A 20,864-nucleotide genomic window follows, 5' to 3' on the forward strand; every position below is an offset into this window, starting at 1 on the left:
AAAGGGGCGTGCACGCAGAGGAGTTGGGGGAACCGATGGCACGCTCCGCGCTGACCCGTGACGAAGTCCTGGACGCCGCGGCCGCCCTGGTGCGGGAGCACGGCCCGGACGCGCTGACGATGCGCAGGCTCGCCGCCGAGCTCTCCACGGCCGTGACCTCGATCTACTGGCACGTCGGCAACCGTGAGTCCCTTCTGGACGCGCTGGTCGCGCGCACGGTCGCCGACCTCGGGACGATCCGCCCGCGCGGGGCGACCCCTGCCGAGCGGATGGTGTCGGTCGCCCGCGCGCTGCGCCGGGCCCTGCGCGAGCGCCCGCACCTGGTGGCGATGGTCCACGAACGGGGCCTGACGGAACGGATGTTCCTGCCGGCCCAGCGGGCCCTGGTCCACGAGGCCCACGCGGCGGGGCTGCGCGGGGCGCACGCCGCGCGGGCGGTCCGCGCGCTCCAGTTCCAGGTGGTCGGCTACGTCCTGGTGGAGCGCAACCGCGAGCGCGCCCCGGTCCAGTCGCCCGCCGAGGAGGAACTGTGGCGCGGCGAGGACGCCGGGAACGACGGGCCCCTCGCACACGCCCTGGCCGCTCCGATCGACACCGAGCGCCTGTTCGTCGACTCCGTGCGCGCCCTGGTCGACGGCCTCCTCGCCGGAGCCGGGGAAGGAGCCGCCGCGGACACCGGAAAGGGCGTCCCCGGGGACACCGGGGACGGGGGTGTCGGTCGCGGGCCGTATTCTCAATGACCGTGCTTGACGACCGTACGACAGCAGCGACGTGGCCGGCCGCCTACCCGCAGGGGTGGGCGGTCGTCGACGTGGAGACCACCGGACTCGCCCGCGACGACCGGATAGTGTCGGCTGCCGTCTACCGGCTGGACGCCCGGGGGAACGTCGAGGACCACTGGTACACCCTCGTCAACCCCGAGCGGGATCCGGGCCCTGTGTGGATCCACGGCCTCACCAGTGACGTCCTGGAGGGCGCGCCGCTCTTCCCGGAGATCGCGGCGGAGTTCGCCGCCCGGCTCGACGGACGGGTCCTCGTCGCGCACAACGCGATGTTCGACTGGCAGATGATCGCCCGGGAGTACGCGCGTGCCGAGTCCGCCGCCCCGGTGCGGCAGCGGCTGTGCACGATCGCGCTCGCCAAGGAGCTGTCGCTGCCGCTGCCCAACCACAAGCTGGAGTCGCTCGCCGCGCACTTCGGCGTCGTGCAGCGCCGCGCGCACAACGCGCTCGACGACGCGCGGGTGCTCGCCGAGGCGTTCCGGCCGAGCCTGCACGCGGCGGCCGAGCTGGGCGTACGGCTGCCGCTCCTGGAGTGCCGGCCGCTGACCGAGTGGGCCTCGTCGCCGGAGCGGCCCCGGATCGGCCAGCAGGCCTCGGGCCCGTCGGCGTACCGGGCGAACAGCTGGCGTCCCTCGCGGAAGCGGCCGCCGTGCCCGTACCCCAACCCCGGCCGCTACGAGACGGACAAACCGCTCAAGCAGGGCATGCGGGTGGCGTTCTCCGGGGACACCTCCGTCGACCGCGAGCTCCTGGAGGACCGCACCGTCGAGGCCGGGCTCCATGTGGCGGGCAGCGTCTCCCGGCTGACCAGCCTCCTCGTCACCAACGACCCGGACTCCGCGACCTCCAAGACCGTCAAGGCCAGGTCCTTCGGGACGCCGGTCGTCGACGAGGCCGCCTACACCCAGCTGCTGCGGGACGTGGCCCCGGCAGACGGGTGACACCCCGGACCCTGCGGGCGTGCCGAGCTGCGCGCGCCCGCCGGGAGCCCCCACCCTGTGGCGCATGGCACGTTGTGAGGTCTGCGGAAACGATTACGGCATGTCCTTCGAAGTCCACGCGCAGGGCGCGGTGCATGTCTTCGACTGCTTCGCCTGCGCCATCCACCGCATGGCGCCCATCTGCGAGCACTGCCGGGTCCAGATCATCGGGCAGGGCGTCGAGGTCGACGGCAACTGGTACTGCGGCGGCCACTGCGCCCGCGCGGAGGGAAAGGTGGGCATCGTCGACAGGGTGTGACCGGACCCGGTGTCGGACCGCGTTGAGGAAACGAATCCCCTGATGGCTTCCGGCCCCCTTCGGCACCCGCCGCAAGGGGGCCTTTCGTCACGTTGTACCGTCAACGGCGTGTACCGCTTCCTGTTGTCCCGGCAGTGGGTGATCCTCACCCTCATCGCCCTCGTCCTCGTCCCCACGATGATCGAGCTGGGCTTCTGGCAGTTCCACCGGCACGAACGCCGGGTGGCCCAGAACGCCCTGATCGCGGACAGCGTCGCGGCGAAGCCGGTCCCGGTCGAGGAGCTCACCTCCCCCGGCCACACCGTCCCCCGCGCCGACTACTGGAAGCCCGCCACGGCGACCGGAACCTTCGACACCGCCCACGAGGTGGTCGTCCGCCGCCGCACCAACAGCGACGACCGGGTCGGCGCGCACGTCCTGACCCCGCTGGTCCTCCGGGACGGCCGGATCGTCCTGGTCAACCGCGGCTGGGTGCCGGCCGCCGCCGACCAGCACTCCTTCCCCGCGGTGCCGCCCGCCCCCAGGGGCGAGGTCACGATCACCGGCCGGCTCAAGGCCGACGAGACGACCGGCGCGAGCGGCATCAAGGACTTGAAGGGCCTGCCGGACCGCCAGGTCATGCTGATCAACAGCGCCCAGCAGGCCGAGCTCATCGGCCGCGAGGTGCTCGGCGGCTACCTGGAACAGATCGAGCCGGAACCGGCGGGGGACACCCCCGAGCTGATCCCCGAACCGGATCACGACTCGATCGGCGCCCACATGGCGTACGCCGTCCAGTGGTGGCTCTTCACGGCCGGCGTGCCCGTCGGCTGGGTCATCCTGGTCCGCCGGGAGAAGCGCGACCGCGCGGCGGCCGCTGCCGACGCCTCCGGAGCCCCGGAGGACGTCCCCGACGCGATCCAGGCCACTCCGTCCCGCTGATTGACCGCCACCGCTTCCGGGAACAGCCCAAAGCGTGACGCAAAGTATCGACGACTACGCCCTCATCGGCGATCTCCAGACCGCCGCGCTCGTCGGCCGCGACGGATCGGTCGACTGGCTGTGTCTGCCCCGATTCGACTCGGCCGCCTGCTTCGCCGCGATCCTCGGCGACGAGGACAACGGCCACTGGCGGATCGCGCCCAAGGGCGCCACGACCTGCGCCACGCGTCGCTACGTCGAGGACACCCTCGTCCTGGAGACCTACTGGGAGACCCGTACGGGCACCGTCAAGGTCGTCGACTTCATGCCGCAGCGGGACAAGGCCCCCGATCTGATGCGGATCGTGGAGGGCGTCAGCGGCAGCGTCGAGATGAGCTCCGTCCTGCGGCTCCGCTTCGACTACGGCTCGATCGTGCCGTGGATGCGCCGGTCCGACGGCCACCGGGTCGCGGTCGCCGGGCCCGACGCCGTCTGGCTGCGCAGTGATCCGCCCGTGAAGACCTGGGGCCAGCAGTTCTCCACCTGCTCCTCCTTCACCGTGAACGCGGGCGAGAAGGTGGCCTTCGTGCTCACCTGGCACCCCTCACACGAGCCCCGCCCCGAACTCGTCGACCCCTACGAGGCCCTGGAGCAGTCCCTCGCCGACTGGCGGGAGTGGACGGCCCGCTGCACCTACCGCGGCCCCTACCGGGAGGCGGTGCTGCGCTCCCTGATCACCCTCAAGGCGCTCACGTACGCCCCCACCGGCGGGATCGTGGCCGCGCCCACCACCTCCCTGCCGGAGGACGTCGGCGGCGTACGGAACTGGGACTACCGCGCCTGCTGGCTGCGCGACTCCTCCCTCACCCTCGGCGCGCTGCTCGCCGCCGGGTACGTCGAGGAGGCCGTCGCCTGGCGCGACTGGCTCCTCCGCTCGGTCGCGGGCGACCCCGCCGACCTGCAGATCATGTACGGGCCCGCCGGGGAGCGCAGGCTCCCCGAGACGACCCTGCCGTGGCTGCGGGGGTACGCCGACTCGGCGCCGGTCCGCACGGGGAACGCCGCCGTGGACCAGTTCCAGCTCGACGTGTACGGCGAGGTCATGGACTCGCTCCACCGCGCGCGCGAGGCCGGGATCCCGGCGGAGCGGCACGCCTGGAACCTCCAGCTGAGCCTGCTCGGCTTCCTGGAGTCGACCTGGCGGGAGCCCGACGAGGGGCTCTGGGAGGTGCGCGGGCCCCGCCGCCACTTCACCCACTCCAAGGTGATGGCCTGGGTGGCCGCCGACCGGGCCGTCCGCACCCTGGAGGCGGACCCCTCGCTGCCCGGGGACGCGAACCGGTGGCGGACGATGCGGGACGAGATCCACGCGCAGGTCTGCGCCCGGTCCTACGACCCCGTCCGGAACACCTTCACCCAGTCGTACGGCTCCCTCGAACTGGACGCCGCGACCCTGCTCATCCCCCAGGTCGGCTTCCTCCCGCCGGACGACCCACGGGTGGTGGGCACGGTGGACGCCGTCCGGGCAGAACTGCTGCACGGGGGCTATCTCCGCCGGTACAGCCCCGGTTCGGGGGCGATCGACGGCCTGCCGGGCCAGGAGGGCACCTTCCTCGTCTGCTCGTTCTGGCTGGCGGACGCGCTGCGTATGACCGGCAGGACCGAGGAGGCCCGCGAGCTGTTCGAGCGCCTGGTGCTCCTCCGCAACGACGTGGGACTCCTGGCGGAGGAGTACGACCCGGTGGCGGGACGCCAGCTGGGCAACTTCCCGCAGGCCTTCAGCCACATCGGCCTGGTGGGCACGGCCCTCGCGCTGGCCGGGGACGACCGGGACCCGGCAGGATAGCTCCATGGATCTTGGACTGAAGGACCGTGTGTACGTGGTGACCGGGGCGACGCGAGGACTCGGGCGGGCCTCCGCCGAGGCGCTCCTCGCCGAGGGGGCCAAGGTGCTGGTCACGGGACGCGAGGAGAAGACCGTCGCCGAGGCCGTGGCCGAGCTCGGGCCCGGCGCCGCCGGTGTCGCCGCCGACAACGACGACCCGCAGACCCCGGCGCGGCTCATCGCCGAGGCCCGCGCCCGGCTCGGCGGCTTCGACGGCATCCTGATCAGCGTGGGCGGTCCCGCGCCCGGCTTCGCGGCGGACAACACCGACGAGCAGTGGGCGGCCGCCTTCGGCACCGTCTTCCTCGGGGCGGTACGGCTGGCCCGAGCGGCGGCCGAGACGCTCACCGACGGCGGGGTCATCGGCTTCGTCCTGTCCGGCTCGGTCCACGAGCCGATCCCCGGTCTGACCATCTCCAACGGGCTGCGCCCCGGCCTCGCCGGCTTCGCGAAGTCCCTCGCCAACGACCTGGGTCCCCGCGGGGTACGGGTCGTCGGGCTGCTGCCGAGCCGGATCGACACCGACCGGGTGCGGTCCCTCGACGCGCTCTCCGGCGACGCGGACGCGGCCCGCGCGGCCAACGAGGCCGCGATCCCGCTGCGCCGCTACGGCACCCCGGCGGAGTTCGGCCGGACGGCCGCCTTCCTGCTGTCGCCGGCCGCCTCCTACCTGACCGGCGTGATGCTGCCGGTGGACGGCGGGGCCCGCAGCGGCTTCTGACGGCCCGTGCCCCGCCCCCTCCTCAGGTCACCCGCTTCGCCCGGTGCTTCACCGCCCGCAGACGCGCCTCGGTGGGCAGGGCGGTCAGACCCGTGGACGTACGGGCATGGGTGAGGGCCTGGGTGCCGAGGGTCGCCAGGGCGGCTCCCGGGGAGGCGTACGGCTCCAGCTGGAGCGCGACCCGGGTACGGGGGGCGGTCCGGCGCCCGGTGAGGGCGACCCGGGCCCTGGCCACTCCCTCCTGGGCCGTGGCGTCCGCCTCCAGGACTCCTTCCAGCGCCCTGCCGCGCAGGACCGCCGCCTCCCCGTCGCCGCTGTCGACGAGGACCTCGGCGAGCCGGGCCCGCCGGAACTGCACGAGCAGCCACCACAGGGCGAGCAGGACGAGGAGCCCGAGGGCCGCGATGACCACCGGCCACCACCAGCCCTCGTCGCGCCAGCGCTGCCGGTCGGCGGTGGAGAGCAGCACGTCCGAGGGGCCCGACCAGGGCCACCAGGACGGCACGGACAGATCGAGGGCGGCGGCGAGGACTCCCCCGCCGAGGAGCACGAGGAGCAGCCCGGCAAGGCCGAGCAGGACGCGGTTGACGCGCCGGAGGACCACCGTCACCGTGCTCACCCCTTCCTGGGCGGCCGGGCCACCCGTACCTGAAGTGCGGGCGGGTGGGCGAGGGCCAGCTCGTCGACGCCGGCCGCGAGGGCCGTCTCCACGTCGGCGCGGACCTCGTCGAGCGCCCGGAAGTGCGAGACCGCCCGGACGCCCACCTTGGAGCGGCCGACGCGCACCCGGACGGACTGCACCCCGGACACCTCCATGGCGCGGTCCCGCAGGGCGAGGGCGGCGGCGTCGCGGTCGAGACCGGCCCGGATGTCGGCGTGGTCGCGGCGCATCGGCAGGACGGCGCGCAGGCCCGGCGTCGCCGCGAGGACGAGGAGCCAGAGGCCGAGGACCACCGCGACGGCGGCGCCGGTGACGACCAGGGCGTCGTCGAGCGGCCTGGTCGCCAGGGCGTCGGCGAGTTCGCGCCGCCAGGCCATGGCGGTCCGGTCGGCGCGGACGGCCGCCACGTCGTAGAGGAGCAGCCCGGCCCCGGCGAGGACCAGGGCCGCGAGCAGGGCGGCGGGGATGCGGCGCACCGCCCAGAAGCGGCGGACGCGCGTCGGCGCGGGGGCGTCGGCGGCGAGGACGGGTACGTCGTCGGGGCGTCCGGGGTCGGCCGCGAGTCCCTGTGATCGTCCGGGACCGGCGTCCGGGGCTCGGCCGGGCGTGGGATCCGGTTCAGGTGTCGTCGTCATGAAAGGCGGCCCCTCGGTGCGGCCTGTCGGGTGAGTGGCGAGTGGAGACGCTCCACATGGACCGTGACCTCATGGACCTCCATGCCGACGAGCTCCTCCACGCGCGCGCGTACCCGGCCCCGGACGGAGCCGCAGCTGCGCCCGACGTCGGAGGGATAGTCGAGTTCGAGGCTCACCGCGACCCGGGCGACGTCCCGGTGGACGACGACCGAGGCATGGGGGCGGGCGCCGCCCCGGAGGACGGCGCCCTGGGCCTGGGGGACAACGGCGGCCAGCCCTTCCCTGGCCGCCTGCGCGGCGACCTTCGCGACGACCCGGTCGGCGATCGTGGTCGCGCCCCGGCCCCTTACGGGGTCCGGGGCCGGCTTCGCGACCATCCGTCACCGCCGCCGTTCGCCGCGGTCGCGGCCCCGGAACAGATCGCCCGGTTCGAGGTCGCCGGCGAGGAAGCGGCCGGCCACGAAGCCGACCGCCCCCAGCGCCGCGACCAGCACAAACGCCCCGAAGCCGCCGAAGTATCCGGCGAAACCGAGGGCCATACCGGCCAACAGGCCGACCACCGCCATACTCATTCCTGACCCCTTCCTGAGGATCTATGGCCCCCCGTACCCGCCGCCCCGTCTACTGGAGCCGCTGTTCCGGCTCTTCCTCCTCGTCTTCGGGCAGCTTCACGTCGCTGACCGCGATGTTCACCTCGACGACCTCGAGGCCCGTCATGCGCTCGACGGCCGCGATGACGTTCTCCCGGACGTCACCGGCGACGTCCGTGATCGAGAAGCCGTAGACGACCACGATTTCCAGGTCGAGCGCGGTCTGTACCTCGCCGACCTCGGCCTTCACGCCTCGGGTGACGCTCGATTTGGTGCCGCCGCCGGGAACGCGGTCGCGTACGGCGCCGAAGGTGCGGGAGAGTCCGCTGCCCATGGCGTGGACGCCGTCGACATCGCGGGCGGCGAGACCGGCGATCTTCTCGACGACCCCGTCGGCGATCGTGGTCTTGCCCCGGGAGGCCGGGTCGCCGCCGCCGCGCTTGGTGACCTGGGCGCGGCGCGGTTCGTCGCCGGAGGTGGAGCCGGAGGTGCTGCCGGAGGGAGTGGTGTCTGCCATCGGATTACGCCCCTTCTGGGATATTTCGGGGTTCTTCGCCCACACTAAGGGCGGTTACCCGGTCTCGCCCCGGGGATACGGCAGGCTGGGGTAATGACGACGGCTGAGGGTTGGACGGCGGCGGTACGGAATCGCCTCGCCCCGGGCAGGCTGGTGCCGCTCGGAAGCGCGGCGGACGGGGCGTGGATCACCGAGCGGGCGGCACGCGGGGTGCTCGGCCCGGTCGCGGCCGCCGTACGGGGTGTGGTGCCGGGCGAACTGCGGATCGGGCCGGACCGGGAGCCGGGGCGGGCGACGGATCCGGCAACAGGATCGGAGCCGGGAACGGGATCGGAGCCGGGGGCCCTGTGCGTCTCGGTCTCGTTCGCCGTGGTGGCCGGGCGGCCGCTGCCCGAACTCGTCGACGCCCTGCGGGCCGCCCTGCTCGCGGCGGCCGAGGACGGGCTCGGGCTCGTGGTGGCCGCGGTGGACCTGCGGGTGACGGATCTCCTCGACGCGGAGCCCGATTCGGAGCCCGCACCGGGACCGGCCGCGCCCCCACCGGGCCGGACCTCCCCCGCGACGGACGATCCGGTCGCGCTCACGGCGCTCGGGGTGCCGGGCGTCGCCGGGGTGACGGACGCGCTCGGCCCGCCGGTGCGCCGGGGCCCCGACGGGGTGAGGGTGGAACTGGCCGTGACGGCCGGCGCCCGCCCCCTGGACGTGGCCCGTGCCGTACGAACGGCCGTGACCACGGCCCACCCTGAGGAGGCCGCGGTCACGGTCGTGGTGTCGGAGCTGCGCTAGGGCCTGTCCGGCGTGCGGGCAGGCGTCAGTCGCCGAGGCCCGCCAGGTCGCGCAGGCGGCGGGCCTGGGCGGCGCGCTCGGCGGTGCGCTGCTCCTCGTAGGAGCGGCCGGCGGCGCCCTGGAGCAGCGCCTTGGTCTCGGTGACAGCGTCGCGCGGCGCCGCGAGCAGGGCTGCGCCGAGGTCCCGTACGGCCGCGTCGAGTTCGTCGACGGGCACGGACAGGTTGGCGAGACCGATGCGCTCGGCCTCCTCCGCGTGGACGAAGCGCCCGGTGGCGCAGATCTCGAGCGCGCGGGCGTAGCCGACCAGCGAGACGAGGGGGTGCGTCCCGGTCAGGTCCGGGACGAGCCCCAGGCTGGTCTCGCGCATGGCGAACTGCACGTCGTCGGCAACGACCCGCAGGTCACAGGCGAGGGCGAGCTGGAAGCCCGCCCCAATGGCGTGCCCCTGGACGGCCGCGATCGACACGAGGTCGCTGCGACGCCACCAGGTGAACGCCTCCTGGTACGCGGCGATCTCCGCGTCGAGGTCCTCGTCGGAACCCCGCGCGAGATCGAGGAAGGACGGCTCTCCGTCGAAGCCCTCGGGCGTGAACGCCTGCCGGTCGAGACCCGCGGAGAAGGACTTGCCCTCACCGCGCAGCACCACGACCCGCACGCTGCCGGGCAGAGACCGGCCGGCTTCTGTCAACGCCCGCCACAGAGCGGGAGACTGAGCGTTGCGCTTCGCCGGATTGGTCAGGGTCACCGTGGCAACGGCGTCCTCGACGGTGAGCCGTACACCGTCCTTGTCGAATACGAGCTCAGAGTCGTCGAGCGTAGTCATGGGGCGCCTCCGGTTCCGGTGCAGCACTGCATCCATCCGATGCTAAGTGACTGCACAGTAACCACCTGGCCGGTCCGAGGACCGACCGGGTGGCCACCGGGAGTCCCGGTGGCCCGGTCGAGCCGCCCCTGTGTCAGGCCGAGGCTGTCTTCTTGCCCCGTGTCGCTCCGCCGCGTCCACGCAGCGTGACTCCGGACTCGCTGAGCATCCGGTGGACGAATCCGTAGGAGCGGCCCGTTTCCTCGGCCAGCGCCCGGATGCTCGCACCGGAGTCGTACTTCTTCTTCAGGTCTGCCGCGAGCTTGTCGCGCGCGGCGCCGGTCACCCGGCTGCCCTTCTTCAGAGTCTCGGCCACCCGTGCCTCCTCATGGGAAGTGCGCTCTGGACTTCTCATGATCACCCCTCCCGTCCGTCCTGGCCACCCATTCGACAAGGTCCATGCCGCCGGGTTTGTCGCCGAGTGCGGCGTCATCACGAACGGAAGCCTGCATTCCGGGGGGCCGGGAACACCCCCTTCCGTCGATCGGCGAGGGAAGTACCAGGTCAGCGATGCGATGGGAACACACGTACGGCGCGGGTCTGCCGGAAGGATTCGGCAGAGCACCGCGCCGGGGGTACGAGACACCCTCACTCAGATGAAGGATCACGCATGAGCCGAATGATCCAGCCCGGAATGATCACCAGGGACCGCAAGGGACCTCGTCCGGGCCCCGTCCGGGTCAGGCGAGCGCCACCAGGTCCGCGTAGTCCGGGCCCCACAGGTCCTCGACGCCGTCCGGGAGCAGGATGATCCGCTCCGGCTCGAGCGCGTCGACGGCGCCCTCGTCGTGGGTGACGAGGACGACGGCGCCCTTGTAGGTGCGCAGGGCCCCGAGGATCTCCTCGCGGCTCGCCGGGTCCAGGTTGTTGGTCGGTTCGTCGAGGAGCAGCACGTTCGCCGAGGACACGACAAGGGTGGCCAGGGCCAGACGCGTCTTCTCGCCGCCGGAGAGGACCCCGGCCGGCTTGTCGACGTCGTCGCCGGAGAAGAGGAACGAGCCGAGCGTCTTGCGGACCTGGACGAGGTCGAGGTCCGGCGCGGCCGAGCGCATGTTCTCCAGGACGCTGCGCTCGGGGTCGAGCGTCTCGTGCTCCTGGGCGTAGTAGCCGAGCTTGAGGCCGTGGCCGGGGGTCACCTCGCCGGTGTCGGGCGTCTCGGCCCCGGCGAGCAGGCGGAGCAGCGTGGTCTTGCCCGCGCCGTTGAGGCCGAGGATGACGACGCGGGAGCCCTTGTCGATGGCGAGGTCCACATCGGTGAAGATCTCGAGCGAGCCGTAGGACTTGGAGAGCCCCTCGGCCGTCAGCGGGGTCTTGCCGCAGGGCGCCGGGTCGGGGAAGCGGAGCTTGGCGACCTTGTCGGAGGCGCGGACCGCCTCCAGGCCGGAGAGCAGGCGCTCGGCGCGCTTGGCCATGTTCTGCGCAGCGACGGTCTTGGTGGCCTTGGCGCGCATCTTGTCGGCCTGCGAGTTGAGGGCCGCGGCCTTCTTCTCGGCGTTCTGGCGCTCGCGCTTGCGGCGCTTCTCGTCGGCCTCGCGCTGCTGCTGGTAGAGCTTCCAGCCCATGTTGTAGACGTCGATCGTGGAGCGGTTGGCGTCCAGGTAGAAGACCTTGTTGACGACGGTCTCGACGAGGTCGACGTCGTGGGAGATGACGATGAAGCCGCCGCGGTAGGTCTTCAGGTAGTCGCGCAGCCAGACGATGGAGTCGGCGTCGAGGTGGTTGGTCGGCTCGTCGAGGAGGAGGGTGTCGGCGTCCGAGAACAGGATGCGGGCGAGCTCGACACGACGGCGCTGACCGCCGGAAAGGGTGTGCAGCGGCTGGCCGAGGACCCGGTCGGGCAGGCCGAGGGCGGCGGCGATGGTGGAGGCCTCGGCCTCGGCCGCGTATCCGCCCTTGGTCAGGAACTCGGTCTCCTGGCGCTCGTACTGCCGCATGGCCTTGTCGCGGGTGGCGCCGGAGCCGGTGGCGATGCGCTCCTCGTTCATCCGCATCTTCTTGAGGAGGACGTCGAGGCCCCGGGCGGAGAGCACGCGGTCGCGGGCCAGGACGTCGAGGTCGCCGGTGCGCGGGTCCTGCGGGAGGTAGCCGACCTCGCCGGAGCGGGCGATGGTGCCGCCGGCGGGGACGCCCTCGCCCGCGAGGCACTTGGTGAGGGTGGTCTTGCCCGCTCCGTTGCGACCGACGAGGCCGATGCGGTCGCCCTTGGCGATGCGGAAGGAAGCGGACTCGATGAGGACACGGGCGCCGGCGCGCAGCTCGATGCCGGAAGCGGTGATCACGGACAGACTCCAGGGCGGTGGGAAACGGCGGAAGGACGACTGATGAAGGGCTTCGACGCCGCTAATGCACGGGGAGAATGGCCATACGGCCAGTCTAACGGGCGCCTGCAACTGCTTTTCGGCCATGCGGGGTGCGAGGACACGATCGGGAGCTATCTCACTTTCATGCCGATGTTTCGCAAAAGGGGCGAGCAAGGAGAGATCGCCCGATACTCGGCGCAGGGCGGCGGCCACTGCCGCGGCAGTGACGCGGAGGGTGGTGGACCGTGCAGTTCGACGACGACGCCGATCTGGACACCACGGAGGTACGGGACGTCCGGGGCAGCCGCATCCCCGGCGGCAGGGCGACCGTCGGTGGCGGCATCGTCGGCTTCATCGCGCTGATCCTGGGCGTGCTCTTCGGGGTGGGACCGGATCAGCTCGGACTCTCCGGCGGCGGCGAGGAGCCCGCGGCCAGCTCCTCCTCGGTGGCCCAGGTGAACCAGAGCTGCCGGAAGGGCTCGGACGCCAACACGCGCGAGGACTGCCGGATCGTCGCCGTCGTCAACAGTCTGCAGGACTTCTGGCGGAGCGAGTACGCGCGCAGGGGCGGCACCTACGGGAGCGCCGCCACCGTGATGTTCAGCCGGCAGGTCGCGACCGCGTGCGGCTCCGCGACCTCGGCCGTCGGCCCCTTCTACTGCCCCGGCGACCGGCAGGTCTATCTGGACCTGGGCTTCTTCGAGGAGCTGCGGACCACGTTCGGGTCGAGCGGCGGACCCTTCGCCCAGGCGTACGTGGTGGCGCACGAGTACGGCCATCACATCCAGAACCTCATGGGGACCCTGAGCCGCGCCCAGGACGGGCGGACCGGCGCGGACTCCAACGCCGTGCGGGTCGAGCTCCAGGCCGACTGCTACGCGGGCGTGTGGGCCCGGCACGCGACGAGCACGCCCGACGACCGGACGGGCCGGCCGCTGCTGACCACGCTCACGGACGCGGACATCGCGGACGGCCTGGACGCGGCGGCCGCGGTGGGCGACGACCGCATCCAGGAGAGGTTCCAGGGCCGGGTGACGCCGGAGAACTGGACGCACGGCTCGGCGGCCCAGCGGCAGCAGTGGTTCCACGAGGGCTACAGGACCGGCGACATGGCCCGGTGCAACACCTTCCGCTGAGTTGCCAGTGGGGACTGCCAGACTGAGACCCAGGTCACATTCGGCTGAATCGAAGGGAAGTGATCGGGATGGCTGAGGCCCCCCACATCTGTCCGACGCTGACGTACGAGGACGCGAAGGCGGCGATCTCCCAGCTCACGGACGGGTTCGGCTTCACCGCGACCGCCGTGTACGAGGCCGAGGACGGGCGGATCGCACACGCCGAGCTGTCGTACGGGAACGGCATGGTGATGCTCGGCAGCAAGGGCACCGGCAGCGAGTTCGACAAGCTGATGGCGGGGTCCGGCCCGGTGGGCGTCTTCGTACACGTCGACGACGTGGACGAGCACCACGCGCGGGCCGTCGCCCAGGGCATCGAGATCGTGATGGCGCCGAAGGACCAGGAGTACGGCTCCCGGGACTACATGGCCCGGGACGCCGAGGGCAACATCTGGAGCTTCGGGACGTACACGCCCGGCGCCGCGGAGTAGGACACGCCGTCCGGGCGCCGGGCGGTGCGGCTTTCGCTCAGGCGCCGCCGGTGTGCACCTGGAAGGCGGCCCTGCGGACGGCCTTGGCAAGGGCCGGGTCCGGGTGGGCCGCGGCAAGCGCGACCAGGACCTGGACGGTACGGGGGTGGCCGACCGCCCTCACCTCGTCGAGGAGCGCCGGAACGGTGCCCTGCACGGCCGAGTCGAGATGGCGGACCAGCAGCTCGCTCTCGCCGTGATCGGCGACGGCCGCCGCCGTGTCCACCCAGAGCCAGGTCGACTCCTCGCGGGTCAGGACCTCCTGGGCGTCGTCCGGGTCGGCGCCCTCGTACTCCGCCAGCCAGAGCAGCGCGTACGGCCGCAGGGAGGGCTCGGCGACGGTGGCCCGCACCTCGGCCTCCGCGGGGGCGCCGACGACCCGCAGCGCCTCGAAGGCGAGGCCGCGCAGCAGGGCGTCCTCGCCCCGGGCGACGGCGAGGAGCTCGGTGACCGCGCTGGAGAGGGTGCGGGCCGCGAGCCAGGCGCGGTACTCGGCGCGGGCCGGGCCGGGGGTGAGCCGGGCGCAGCCGCGGAGCATGTCCTCCGCGGACTGCTCGATGTTGCCCGCGGGGCTCTGCGCGGCGACGCAGATCTGCTCCAGCTTGACCCAGACCGCCCAGTTGCCGAGCGGGGTCAGGGTGGCGTGGCGCGCGTCGGTGCCCGGGTCGAGGGTGAGCGCGCCGACGGCCGCCAGGCCTTCGAGCGCCCAGTCGAGGAGGGCGGGGAGTCCGTCGGTGCCGGGCGGGCCGGGGATGGCGTCGGCCTCGGGGGCGGGGCCGTCCGCCGGGACCTCGCAGCGCTCCTCGCGCAGCTCCTCGACGCGCTGGCCGAGCAGGTCGAGGAGGGCGGGGACGAGGACCGGGCCCTGGGAGAGCTGGAGCAGCGAGAGCACCTGCGGGACGGCCTCGACGACCTCGGCGACGGCGCTCGGCTCGACCTTCTCGGGGGCCGGGTGGACCAGCGACCAGGCGTCGAAGAGGGCGACCCAGCCGCGCAGCACGGCGGAGTCGTCGCGGTCCCAGGCGTGCAGCCGCCAGCCGGGGCGTGCGGTGTCGCCGTGGAGCTCGACGAGTCCGGCGAGCCGGGCGCGGTCCCAGCCGGCCCGGATCTGGTCGGACGTCAGGTTCAGTGCGGCCGCGGCCCGTTCCTGGGCGGTGACGGGCCCCGGGCCGGTGCGGAGGGTCGCTTCGGCGCCGCTCGGGGCGGCGGCCCAGCGGGCGATCCGTACGGCGTCGGCGAGGACGTGCCGGGCCTGCCGGGCGAGTTCCGCGCGGGGCGGAGTGCCCTCGGGCGGCCTCGGCGCCGGCCGGGTGCGCCGGGTCGTCACGGCCCGTCGGGCGGTGGCCAGCGCCTGCGGGCGGACGAGTCGGAGTCTGGAGTTGCGCGCCAATGGTTCATCGGGCTTTCGAGACGTCACGGGGGCAGTCTTCCCGCTGACGGCCCGAAAGCCCAATCGGAATCGGGCACCCCGTCGGAACGGGCCCGTGACGGGCCCGGCCCGACCGGCGGGGCGCCTCTAGAGGAACGGGGTGAGGAAGCGGCGCAGGGACTCCTCGTAGCGGACCGGGTCGGCGTTCCACATCGCCGCATGCGGAGCCTGCCGGACGGTCTGGAGGGAGACGAGGCCGGGGCGGCGGGCGGCGAGTTCGACGGACCGCTCCCAGGGGGCGATGGTGTCGTCGGGGCCGTGGAACAGCAGGATCGGGATCCGCGGGGCGTCCGGTGCGCAGGCGGCGGTGAGCAGGTCCTCGTGCGGGCCCGTCCGGCCCTGGGCGGCGCGGACGGCGAGCGGGAGCAGCGGAGCGGGGACATGGCGGGCCGCCGCGAGGTTGCGGAGGGTCGCCTCCCAGTCCAGTACGGGGGAGTCGAGGACGAGGCCGCTGATCCGGTCGCGCACCCCCGACTCGGCGGCGGCGCGCAGGGCCATCGAGGCGCCGGTCCCCCAGCCGTGCAGGACGACCTTGGCGGCGCCCCTGCGCACGGCGTAGCGGATGGCGGCGTCGACGTCCCGCCACTCGGAGTCGCCGAGGTGGGCCAGGCCGTCGGGGGCGGCGGGCGCTCCCTCGTCCCCGCGGTAGGCGGGGACGAGGACGGGGACCTTGCGGCGGTCGTAGAAGGAGACGACGTTCAGCGGGTGCTCGCGGGTGGTGCCGAGGCCGTGCAGGGCGATGACCCAGGTGGGGCGGGGTCCTGGCACGAGCCAGGCGGGCAGGGGGCCGAGCTCGCCGGGGATCTCGGCGTCCTCGTGGGCGAGCCCGAGGGCGCCGAGCGGCGTGCCGCGGTGCAGCTGGGGGGTGAGGCGGACGTGGGCGCCGGGGCCGAGCACGCCGAGTTCGACGCGCTCGAGCCGCCGCACGACGGTGTCGGCGGTGTGCGGGACCCGGTCGAGGACCGGGCCGACGACGGCGTGCAGGCCGGGGCCTTCCAGTCCGTACGTGCCGGGGCGCAGCGAGGCGAGGCTGCGGGTGAGGGTGATCCGCTCGGGGCCCGTGGCGTGCACGGTCAGCCGTGGGTCTCCGGGCAGGGGACGTCCGGACGGTGCCCTGAGGGCGACGTCGCTGGCGTACCGGCCGGCCGCGACCGCGGCCACGCCGACACCGAGCAGAGTGGTGACGGCCACTGCCGTCGCTGTAACCGGGCGCACGCTCCCAGTCTCGGCAGGGTGGGGAGGAGCTGCCACCGGACGGACCCGGACGGCCCCGGACGGGTGCCCGCGGTGGCCTCCGGGGCCGCGGGGCCCACTCCTGGGAGTGACGTGGGTCTCCTCGGCGGGGTCCCCCGGTCGGATGGTTCGGTCCAGGGAGCGGAACCGGGCGCCGGGGATGGGAACGGGGCGGGGCCCATGTGGCCGGTGTGGGCCCGGATTACCCCGGGTTGTGGGGTGACCGCATCGTGGACGGTCCGGCCGCCGGAGCCGTAAACGGAATCTCTTGACACCGGATCGAGACACCGTGCCGCCCGACCCAGTTCACCTTCCGTTCACCCAGGTTGCTTACGTTCGTCCAGCCACTGACGTCAAACGATTGCCTGGGTAAATGGAACACATCACGCTGCTGCTCGCCATTGTGGTCGTGACAGCTCTCGTGTTCGATTTCACGAACGGTTTCCACGACACCGCCAACGCGATGGCCACGACCATCTCGACCGGTGCGCTCAAGCCGAAGACGGCGGTGGCCATGTCCGCCGTGCTGAACCTCGTCGGCGCGTTCCTGTCCGTCGAGGTCGCCAAGACGATCTCCAAGGGACTCGTCAACGAGGAGGGCATCCAACCCGAGGTCATCCTCGCCGCGCTCGTCGGCGCGATCCTCTGGAACCTGGTGACCTGGCTGGTCGGACTTCCCTCCAGCTCCTCCCACGCCCTGATGGGCGGCCTCATCGGCGCCACCATCGCCTCGATCGGTGTCAGCGGGGTCAACGGCGGGGTCGTCGTCAGCAAGGTGCTCATCCCGGCGGTCGCCGCTCCGCTCGTCGCCGGCCTGGCCGCGATGTTCGCCGCCCGCCTGACGTACCGCATGGACAAGAACGCCGACAAGAAGACGACCGAGAAGGGCTACCGGGCCGGTCAGATCGCCTCCGCCGGTCTCGTCTCCCTCGCCCACGGCACCAACGACGCCCAGAAGACCATGGGCATCATCACCCTCGCCCTGGTCGCCGGCGGCGTCCTCGCGCCCGGCTCCAACCCGCCGGTCTGGGTGATCGTCTCCGCCGGCCTCGCGATCGCGCTCGGCACCTACCTGGGCGGCTGGCGCATCATCCGCACCATGGGCAAGGGCCTGACCGACCTGCAGCCGCAGCAGGGCTTCGCCGCCCAGACCAGCGCGGCGGCGGTCATCCTCGCCTCCTCGAACCTCGGCTTCTCGCTGTCGACCACGCACTCCTGCTCCGGCGCCGTCATGGGTGCGGGCCTGGGCCGCAAGGGCGGTGTCGTCCGCTGGTCGACCGCCACCCGGATGTTCGTCGCCTGGGGCCTGACCCTTCCGGCCGCGGGCCTGGTCGGAGCCGGTGCCGAGTACGTCGCCCGCCAGGGCGACTGGGGCGTCTACACCGTCGCGGCCTTCCTGGTCGCCTCCTGCCTCGCCATCTGGGTCATCTCCCGCCGCCAGGTGGTCGACCACACCAACGTCAACGACGTCGAGGCCGAGCCCGCGGGTGTGGTGACCACCGCCATCGCGGCCGTCACCCCGCCGCCCGCGGCCGGATCCGTCGCCGCCGTCGCGGACGAGGACCTCAAGACCACCATCCCCGCGCCGGCTCCCACCGACCCGGCCGCTCCCCCCGCCCCCGCCGCAGCGGTGTAAGGAACGAACGACATGAAGATCGACTGGGCAGCCCTCGGCTCCGTCTTCGGAGTCAGCCTCGTGGCGACCGTCGCGCTGGTGGGCCTCTTCACCCTGGGCATCATCGGCCTCTCCAAGCAGGAGCAGGCCGCCGCCCAGGGAGGCTCCGCCGCCCTGGCTCGCACGGGCGCCTACGCCTGCTTCGCCCTGTGCCTCGCGGCCGTGGCGTACGGCATCTACCTGATCGTCGTCTGACGGTCGCGGTCCCTCGGCCGGGCGGTCCGCACCTTCGGGTGCGGGCCGCCCGGCCGTCGTGTTTGTGGCGCTTCGCACAGTGACGCGACGCAGGTCAAGGGTGAGTTGACGGCTGTTCTCGGCCCGTGGTGGACTGCCGAGGCCATTACGGCGGCAGTAGAGGAAGTCCGGTGCGAATCCGGCGCGGTCCCGCCACTGTGACCGGACCCGAAGGGTCCGGGAGTCAGGAACTCTCGCCGCCGGTCACGTCGATCCAGGGCGCGGACCCTGAGTGAGGACATGCGCCATGCCCGGCCGCAGCCGCAGCCTTTCCAGAGCCAGTCGCCCCTTCCCGGACGGATTCGCGTACGGAGCGGCCGCCGGTCTCGCCGTCGACCTGCTCGTCGGGGACCCCCGCCGCGGACACCCCGTCGCCGTGTTCGGCCGGGCCGCCGCCGCGGTCGAGCGGCGCCTCCACCACGACCACCGCGGCTGGGGCGCCCTGCACACCGCCGTCTGCGCCGGCTCCACCGTCGCCCTGGGCGCGCTCGCCGCACGGGCCGTACGGAACAGGCCGGCCGCCGCCGTGGCCCTCACCGCCGCCTCCGTGTGGGCCGTCGTCGGCGGTACGACCCTGGGGCGGGAGGCCCGCGCGATCGGCGGGGCGCTCGCCGCGGGCGACCTGGAGGTGGCCCGCGAGCGGCTGCCGCACCTGTGCGGACGTGACCCGCAGTCCCTCGACGGACCCGCGATGGCCCGCGCGGTCGTCGAATCGGTCGCCGAGAACACCTCCGACGCCGTGGTCGGCGCCCTCTTCTGGGGCGCGGTCGCGGGCGTGCCGGGACTGGTCGGCTTCCGGGCCGTCAACACCCTGGACGCGATGGTCGGCCACAGGTCGCCGCGCCACCGGCGCTTCGGCTGGGCCTCGGCCCGGCTCGACGACGTGGCCGGCTGGCCGGGGGCCCGGCTGACGGCCGTGCTCGCGACCGTCGCGGGCGGGAACCCGCGCGGAGCCGTACGGGCCTGGCGGGCGGACGCGGCGAAGCACCCGAGCCCCAACGCGGGCCCCGTCGAGGCCTCCTTCGCGGGCGCCCTCGGCGTACGGCTCGGAGGGACCCTCTCGTACGGCGGACGCGTCGAGCACCGGCCGGTGCTCAACGGGGAGGGGCGGCCCGTCGAGGTCGCCGACATCGACCGGGCGGTACGACTGTCCCGCCGGGTCACCGGACTCACTCTGGCCGTCTGTGTGGGCGGCCGGCTGCTCGGACACGCGCTGAAGCGGAGGAACACATGAGGGGTGGGGGGCTGCTCGTCGCCGGCACCACGTCCGACGCCGGCAAGAGCGTCGTGACGGCCGGCATCTGCCGCTGGCTGGTCCGCAAGGGCCTGAAGGTGGCGCCGTTCAAGGGACAGAACATGTCCCTCAACTCCTTCGTGACCCGCGAGGGCGCCGAGATCGGCCGCGCCCAGGCCATGCAGGCGCAGGCCGCGCGGGTGGAGCCGACGGCCCTGATGAACCCGGTGCTGCTGAAGCCGGGCAGCGACCGTTCCAGCCAGGTCGTCCTGATGGGCAAGCCGGTGGGCGAGCTGTCCGCCCGTGGCTACCACGGAGGGCGGCAGAAGGAACTCTTCGAGCCGGTGATGGCGTGCCTGGAGGAACTCCGGGGCATGTACGACGCCGTGATCTGCGAGGGGGCGGGCAGTCCGGCCGAGATCAACCTGCGGCGCACGGACATCGTGAACATGGGCATCGCGCGGGCCGCGCGGCTGCCGGTGGTCGTGGTCGGCGACATCGACAGGGGCGGGGTCTTCGCCCAGTTCTTCGGGACGACGGCGCTGCTGAGCCCCGAGGACCAGTCGCTGGTGGCCGGATACCTCGTGAACAAGTTCCGGGGCGACGTGACCCTCCTCGAACCCGGCCTCGACATGCTCCACGGGCTGACCGGACGGCGGACCTTCGGCGTCCTGCCGTACGCCCACGGGCTCGGCATCGACGAGGAGGACGGGCTCCGGGTCTCGCTGCGCGGGGCGGTGCGCGAGTCGGTCGTCGCGCCGCCGTTCGGCGAGGACGTGCTGCGGGTCGCGGTCTGCGCCGTACCGCTGATGTCGAACTTCACGGACGTGGACGCGCTGGCCGCCGAACCGGGCGTCGTCGTCCGGTTCGTGGACCGTGCAGAGGAACTCGCCGACGCGGACCTGGTCGTCGTGCCGGGCACCCGGGGGACGGTCAAGGCGCTGGCATGGCTGCGGGAGCGCGGCCTCGCGGACGCGCTGGCCCGGCGGGCCGCCGAGGGGCGGCCGGTGCTCGGGATCTGCGGCGGCTTCCAGCTGCTCGGCGAGCACATCGAAGACGAGGTCGAGTCACGGGCGGGGGCCGTCGACGGGCTCGGGCTGCTGCCCGTACGCGTCCGGTTCGCGCGCGAGAAGACCCTCGCACGGCCGGTCGGCGAGGCGCTCGGCGAGCGGGTCGAGGGGTACGAGATCCACCACGGCGTCGCGTCGGTGGACGGGGGCGAACCCTTCCTGGACGGCTGCCGGGTGGGCTCCGTGTGGGGCACGCACTGGCACGGCTCCCTGGAGAGCGACGGGTTCCGGCGGGCCTTCCTGCGGGAGGTCGCGGCGGCGGCCGGGCGCCGGTTCGTGCCGGCCCCCGACACGTCGTTCGGGACGCTGCGGGAAGAGCAGCTGGACCGGCTCGGCGACCTGATCGAGGAGCACGCGGACACGGACGCGCTGCTGCGGCTGATCGAGGAGGGGGCCCCGGCGGGGCTGCCGTTCGTGCCGCCGGGCGCGCCGTGAGCATGACGACCGCCGAACATCAACGAGT

General features: G+C 73.3%; 23 protein-coding genes and 1 riboswitch. Of the genes, 13 read left to right on the forward strand and 10 right to left on the reverse strand.

The window, feature by feature from the left end; genetic code table 11:
* Positions 1-35 precede the first annotated feature (35 nt).
* The 6 genes from ACIA8N_RS00225 (at position 36) to ACIA8N_RS00250 (ending at position 5,527) form a co-directional block, all read left to right on the forward strand.
* Positions 36-740: a TetR family transcriptional regulator gene (locus ACIA8N_RS00225; RefSeq protein WP_365782271.1), complete on the forward strand. Its 705-nt coding sequence runs from the start codon at positions 36-38 to the stop codon at positions 738-740.
* Positions 737-1,723 carry a DEDDh family exonuclease gene (locus ACIA8N_RS00230; RefSeq protein WP_365782273.1) on the forward strand — a complete coding sequence of 329 codons (987 nt, stop codon included), beginning with the start codon at positions 737-739 and terminating at the stop codon, positions 1,721-1,723. Before ACIA8N_RS00225 ends, ACIA8N_RS00230 begins: the two co-directional genes overlap by 4 nt.
* A gap of 64 nt (positions 1,724-1,787) precedes the next feature.
* Positions 1,788-2,021, forward strand: coding sequence for a hypothetical protein (locus tag ACIA8N_RS00235; protein WP_037631103.1), 234 nt, complete (start codon positions 1,788-1,790; stop codon positions 2,019-2,021).
* A gap of 108 nt (positions 2,022-2,129) precedes the next feature.
* The gene (locus tag ACIA8N_RS00240; RefSeq protein ID WP_365782275.1) at positions 2,130-2,942 is read left to right on the forward strand and encodes an SURF1 family protein; all 813 of its coding nucleotides are present in this window, start codon (positions 2,130-2,132) and stop codon (positions 2,940-2,942) included.
* A gap of 34 nt (positions 2,943-2,976) precedes the next feature.
* Positions 2,977-4,767, forward strand: a complete 1,791-nt coding sequence (locus ACIA8N_RS00245; protein WP_365782277.1) for a glycoside hydrolase family 15 protein — start codon at positions 2,977-2,979, stop codon at positions 4,765-4,767.
* Between the two features lie 4 nt (positions 4,768-4,771).
* Positions 4,772-5,527 carry an SDR family oxidoreductase gene (locus ACIA8N_RS00250; RefSeq protein ID WP_365782281.1) on the forward strand — a complete coding sequence of 252 codons (756 nt, stop codon included), beginning with the start codon at positions 4,772-4,774 and terminating at the stop codon, positions 5,525-5,527.
* Between the two features lie 22 nt (positions 5,528-5,549).
* Here ACIA8N_RS00250 and amaP read toward each other — a convergent pair whose 3' ends face one another.
* The 5 genes from amaP to ACIA8N_RS00275 are packed head-to-tail and all read right to left on the reverse strand — an operon-like array spanning position 5,550 to position 7,930.
* Positions 5,550-6,137: an alkaline shock response membrane anchor protein AmaP gene (gene amaP, locus ACIA8N_RS00255; protein ID WP_365782450.1), complete on the reverse strand. Its 588-nt coding sequence runs from the start codon at positions 6,135-6,137 to the stop codon at positions 5,550-5,552.
* Between the two features lie 5 nt (positions 6,138-6,142).
* Positions 6,143-6,823 carry a DUF6286 domain-containing protein gene (locus ACIA8N_RS00260; protein WP_365782283.1) on the reverse strand — a complete coding sequence of 227 codons (681 nt, stop codon included), beginning with the start codon at positions 6,821-6,823 and terminating at the stop codon, positions 6,143-6,145.
* Positions 6,820-7,200: an Asp23/Gls24 family envelope stress response protein gene (locus ACIA8N_RS00265; RefSeq protein WP_365782285.1), complete on the reverse strand. Its 381-nt coding sequence runs from the start codon at positions 7,198-7,200 to the stop codon at positions 6,820-6,822. Before ACIA8N_RS00265 ends, ACIA8N_RS00260 begins: the two co-directional genes overlap by 4 nt.
* 3 nt (positions 7,201-7,203) lie before the next feature.
* The gene (locus ACIA8N_RS00270; RefSeq protein WP_365782287.1) at positions 7,204-7,395 is read right to left on the reverse strand and encodes a hypothetical protein; all 192 of its coding nucleotides are present in this window, start codon (positions 7,393-7,395) and stop codon (positions 7,204-7,206) included.
* 49 nt (positions 7,396-7,444) lie between these two features.
* Positions 7,445-7,930: an Asp23/Gls24 family envelope stress response protein gene (locus tag ACIA8N_RS00275; protein ID WP_365782289.1), complete on the reverse strand. Its 486-nt coding sequence runs from the start codon at positions 7,928-7,930 to the stop codon at positions 7,445-7,447.
* Between the two features lie 93 nt (positions 7,931-8,023).
* Here ACIA8N_RS00275 and ACIA8N_RS00280 point away from each other — a divergent pair, with 93 nt between their 5' ends.
* Positions 8,024-8,716, forward strand: coding sequence for a hypothetical protein (locus tag ACIA8N_RS00280; protein ID WP_365782291.1), 693 nt, complete (start codon positions 8,024-8,026; stop codon positions 8,714-8,716).
* 25 nt (positions 8,717-8,741) lie between these two features.
* Here ACIA8N_RS00280 and ACIA8N_RS00285 read toward each other — a convergent pair whose 3' ends face one another.
* The 3 genes from ACIA8N_RS00285 to ACIA8N_RS00295 form a co-directional block, all read right to left on the reverse strand.
* On the reverse strand, positions 8,742-9,542 hold the full coding sequence (locus ACIA8N_RS00285) for an enoyl-CoA hydratase/isomerase family protein (protein ID WP_365782293.1): 801 nt from the start codon (positions 9,540-9,542) through the stop codon (positions 8,742-8,744).
* Positions 9,543-9,675: 133 nt separating this feature from the next.
* On the reverse strand, positions 9,676-9,897 hold the full coding sequence (locus ACIA8N_RS00290) for a helix-turn-helix domain-containing protein (protein ID WP_005477683.1): 222 nt from the start codon (positions 9,895-9,897) through the stop codon (positions 9,676-9,678).
* A gap of 364 nt (positions 9,898-10,261) precedes the next feature.
* Positions 10,262-11,860, reverse strand: coding sequence for an ABC-F family ATP-binding cassette domain-containing protein (locus ACIA8N_RS00295; RefSeq protein WP_030205748.1), 1,599 nt, complete (start codon positions 11,858-11,860; stop codon positions 10,262-10,264).
* Positions 11,861-12,126: 266 nt separating this feature from the next.
* Here ACIA8N_RS00295 and ACIA8N_RS00300 point away from each other — a divergent pair, with 266 nt between their 5' ends.
* A complete protein-coding gene (locus ACIA8N_RS00300; RefSeq protein ID WP_365782295.1) occupies positions 12,127-13,017 on the forward strand; it encodes a neutral zinc metallopeptidase in 891 nt (296 codons plus the stop codon).
* Between the two features lie 68 nt (positions 13,018-13,085).
* On the forward strand, positions 13,086-13,487 hold the full coding sequence (locus ACIA8N_RS00305) for a VOC family protein (RefSeq protein WP_365782297.1): 402 nt from the start codon (positions 13,086-13,088) through the stop codon (positions 13,485-13,487).
* A 37-nt stretch (positions 13,488-13,524) separates the two neighbouring features.
* On the opposite strand, the gene ACIA8N_RS00310 is transcribed toward ACIA8N_RS00305, so the two are convergent.
* Together ACIA8N_RS00310 and ACIA8N_RS00315 are read right to left on the reverse strand one after the other, a co-directional pair.
* On the reverse strand, positions 13,525-14,943 hold the full coding sequence (locus ACIA8N_RS00310) for a hypothetical protein (RefSeq protein WP_399415359.1): 1,419 nt from the start codon (positions 14,941-14,943) through the stop codon (positions 13,525-13,527).
* Positions 14,944-15,042: 99 nt separating this feature from the next.
* Positions 15,043-16,170 (reverse strand): hypothetical protein, encoded by a 1,128-nt coding sequence (locus ACIA8N_RS00315; protein WP_365782301.1) that lies wholly within the window; start codon positions 16,168-16,170, stop codon positions 15,043-15,045.
* A gap of 391 nt (positions 16,171-16,561) precedes the next feature.
* On the opposite strand from ACIA8N_RS00315, the gene ACIA8N_RS00320 reads away from it, so the two are divergent.
* The 4 genes from ACIA8N_RS00320 to ACIA8N_RS00335 all read left to right on the forward strand — a co-directional run bounded on the left by ACIA8N_RS00320 (position 16,562) and on the right by ACIA8N_RS00335 (position 20,836).
* Positions 16,562-17,824 carry an inorganic phosphate transporter gene (locus tag ACIA8N_RS00320; RefSeq protein WP_365782303.1) on the forward strand — a complete coding sequence of 421 codons (1,263 nt, stop codon included), beginning with the start codon at positions 16,562-16,564 and terminating at the stop codon, positions 17,822-17,824.
* A gap of 12 nt (positions 17,825-17,836) precedes the next feature.
* On the forward strand, positions 17,837-18,058 hold the full coding sequence (locus tag ACIA8N_RS00325) for a hypothetical protein (protein ID WP_030205773.1): 222 nt from the start codon (positions 17,837-17,839) through the stop codon (positions 18,056-18,058).
* A 120-nt stretch (positions 18,059-18,178) separates the two neighbouring features.
* A riboswitch (cobalamin riboswitch) is annotated at positions 18,179-18,311 on the forward strand.
* Between the two features lie 33 nt (positions 18,312-18,344).
* Positions 18,345-19,331, forward strand: coding sequence for a cobalamin biosynthesis protein (locus ACIA8N_RS00330; protein ID WP_365782305.1), 987 nt, complete (start codon positions 18,345-18,347; stop codon positions 19,329-19,331).
* Positions 19,328-20,836, forward strand: a complete 1,509-nt coding sequence (locus ACIA8N_RS00335; RefSeq protein WP_365782307.1) for a cobyric acid synthase — start codon at positions 19,328-19,330, stop codon at positions 20,834-20,836. The genes ACIA8N_RS00330 and ACIA8N_RS00335 overlap by 4 nt, the downstream gene beginning before the upstream one ends.
* Positions 20,837-20,864: the final 28 nt, after the last annotated feature.

It is taken from the genome of Streptomyces sp. NPDC051822 (assembly GCF_044452745.1).
Lineage (GTDB): Bacteria > Actinomycetota > Actinomycetes > Streptomycetales > Streptomycetaceae > Streptomyces.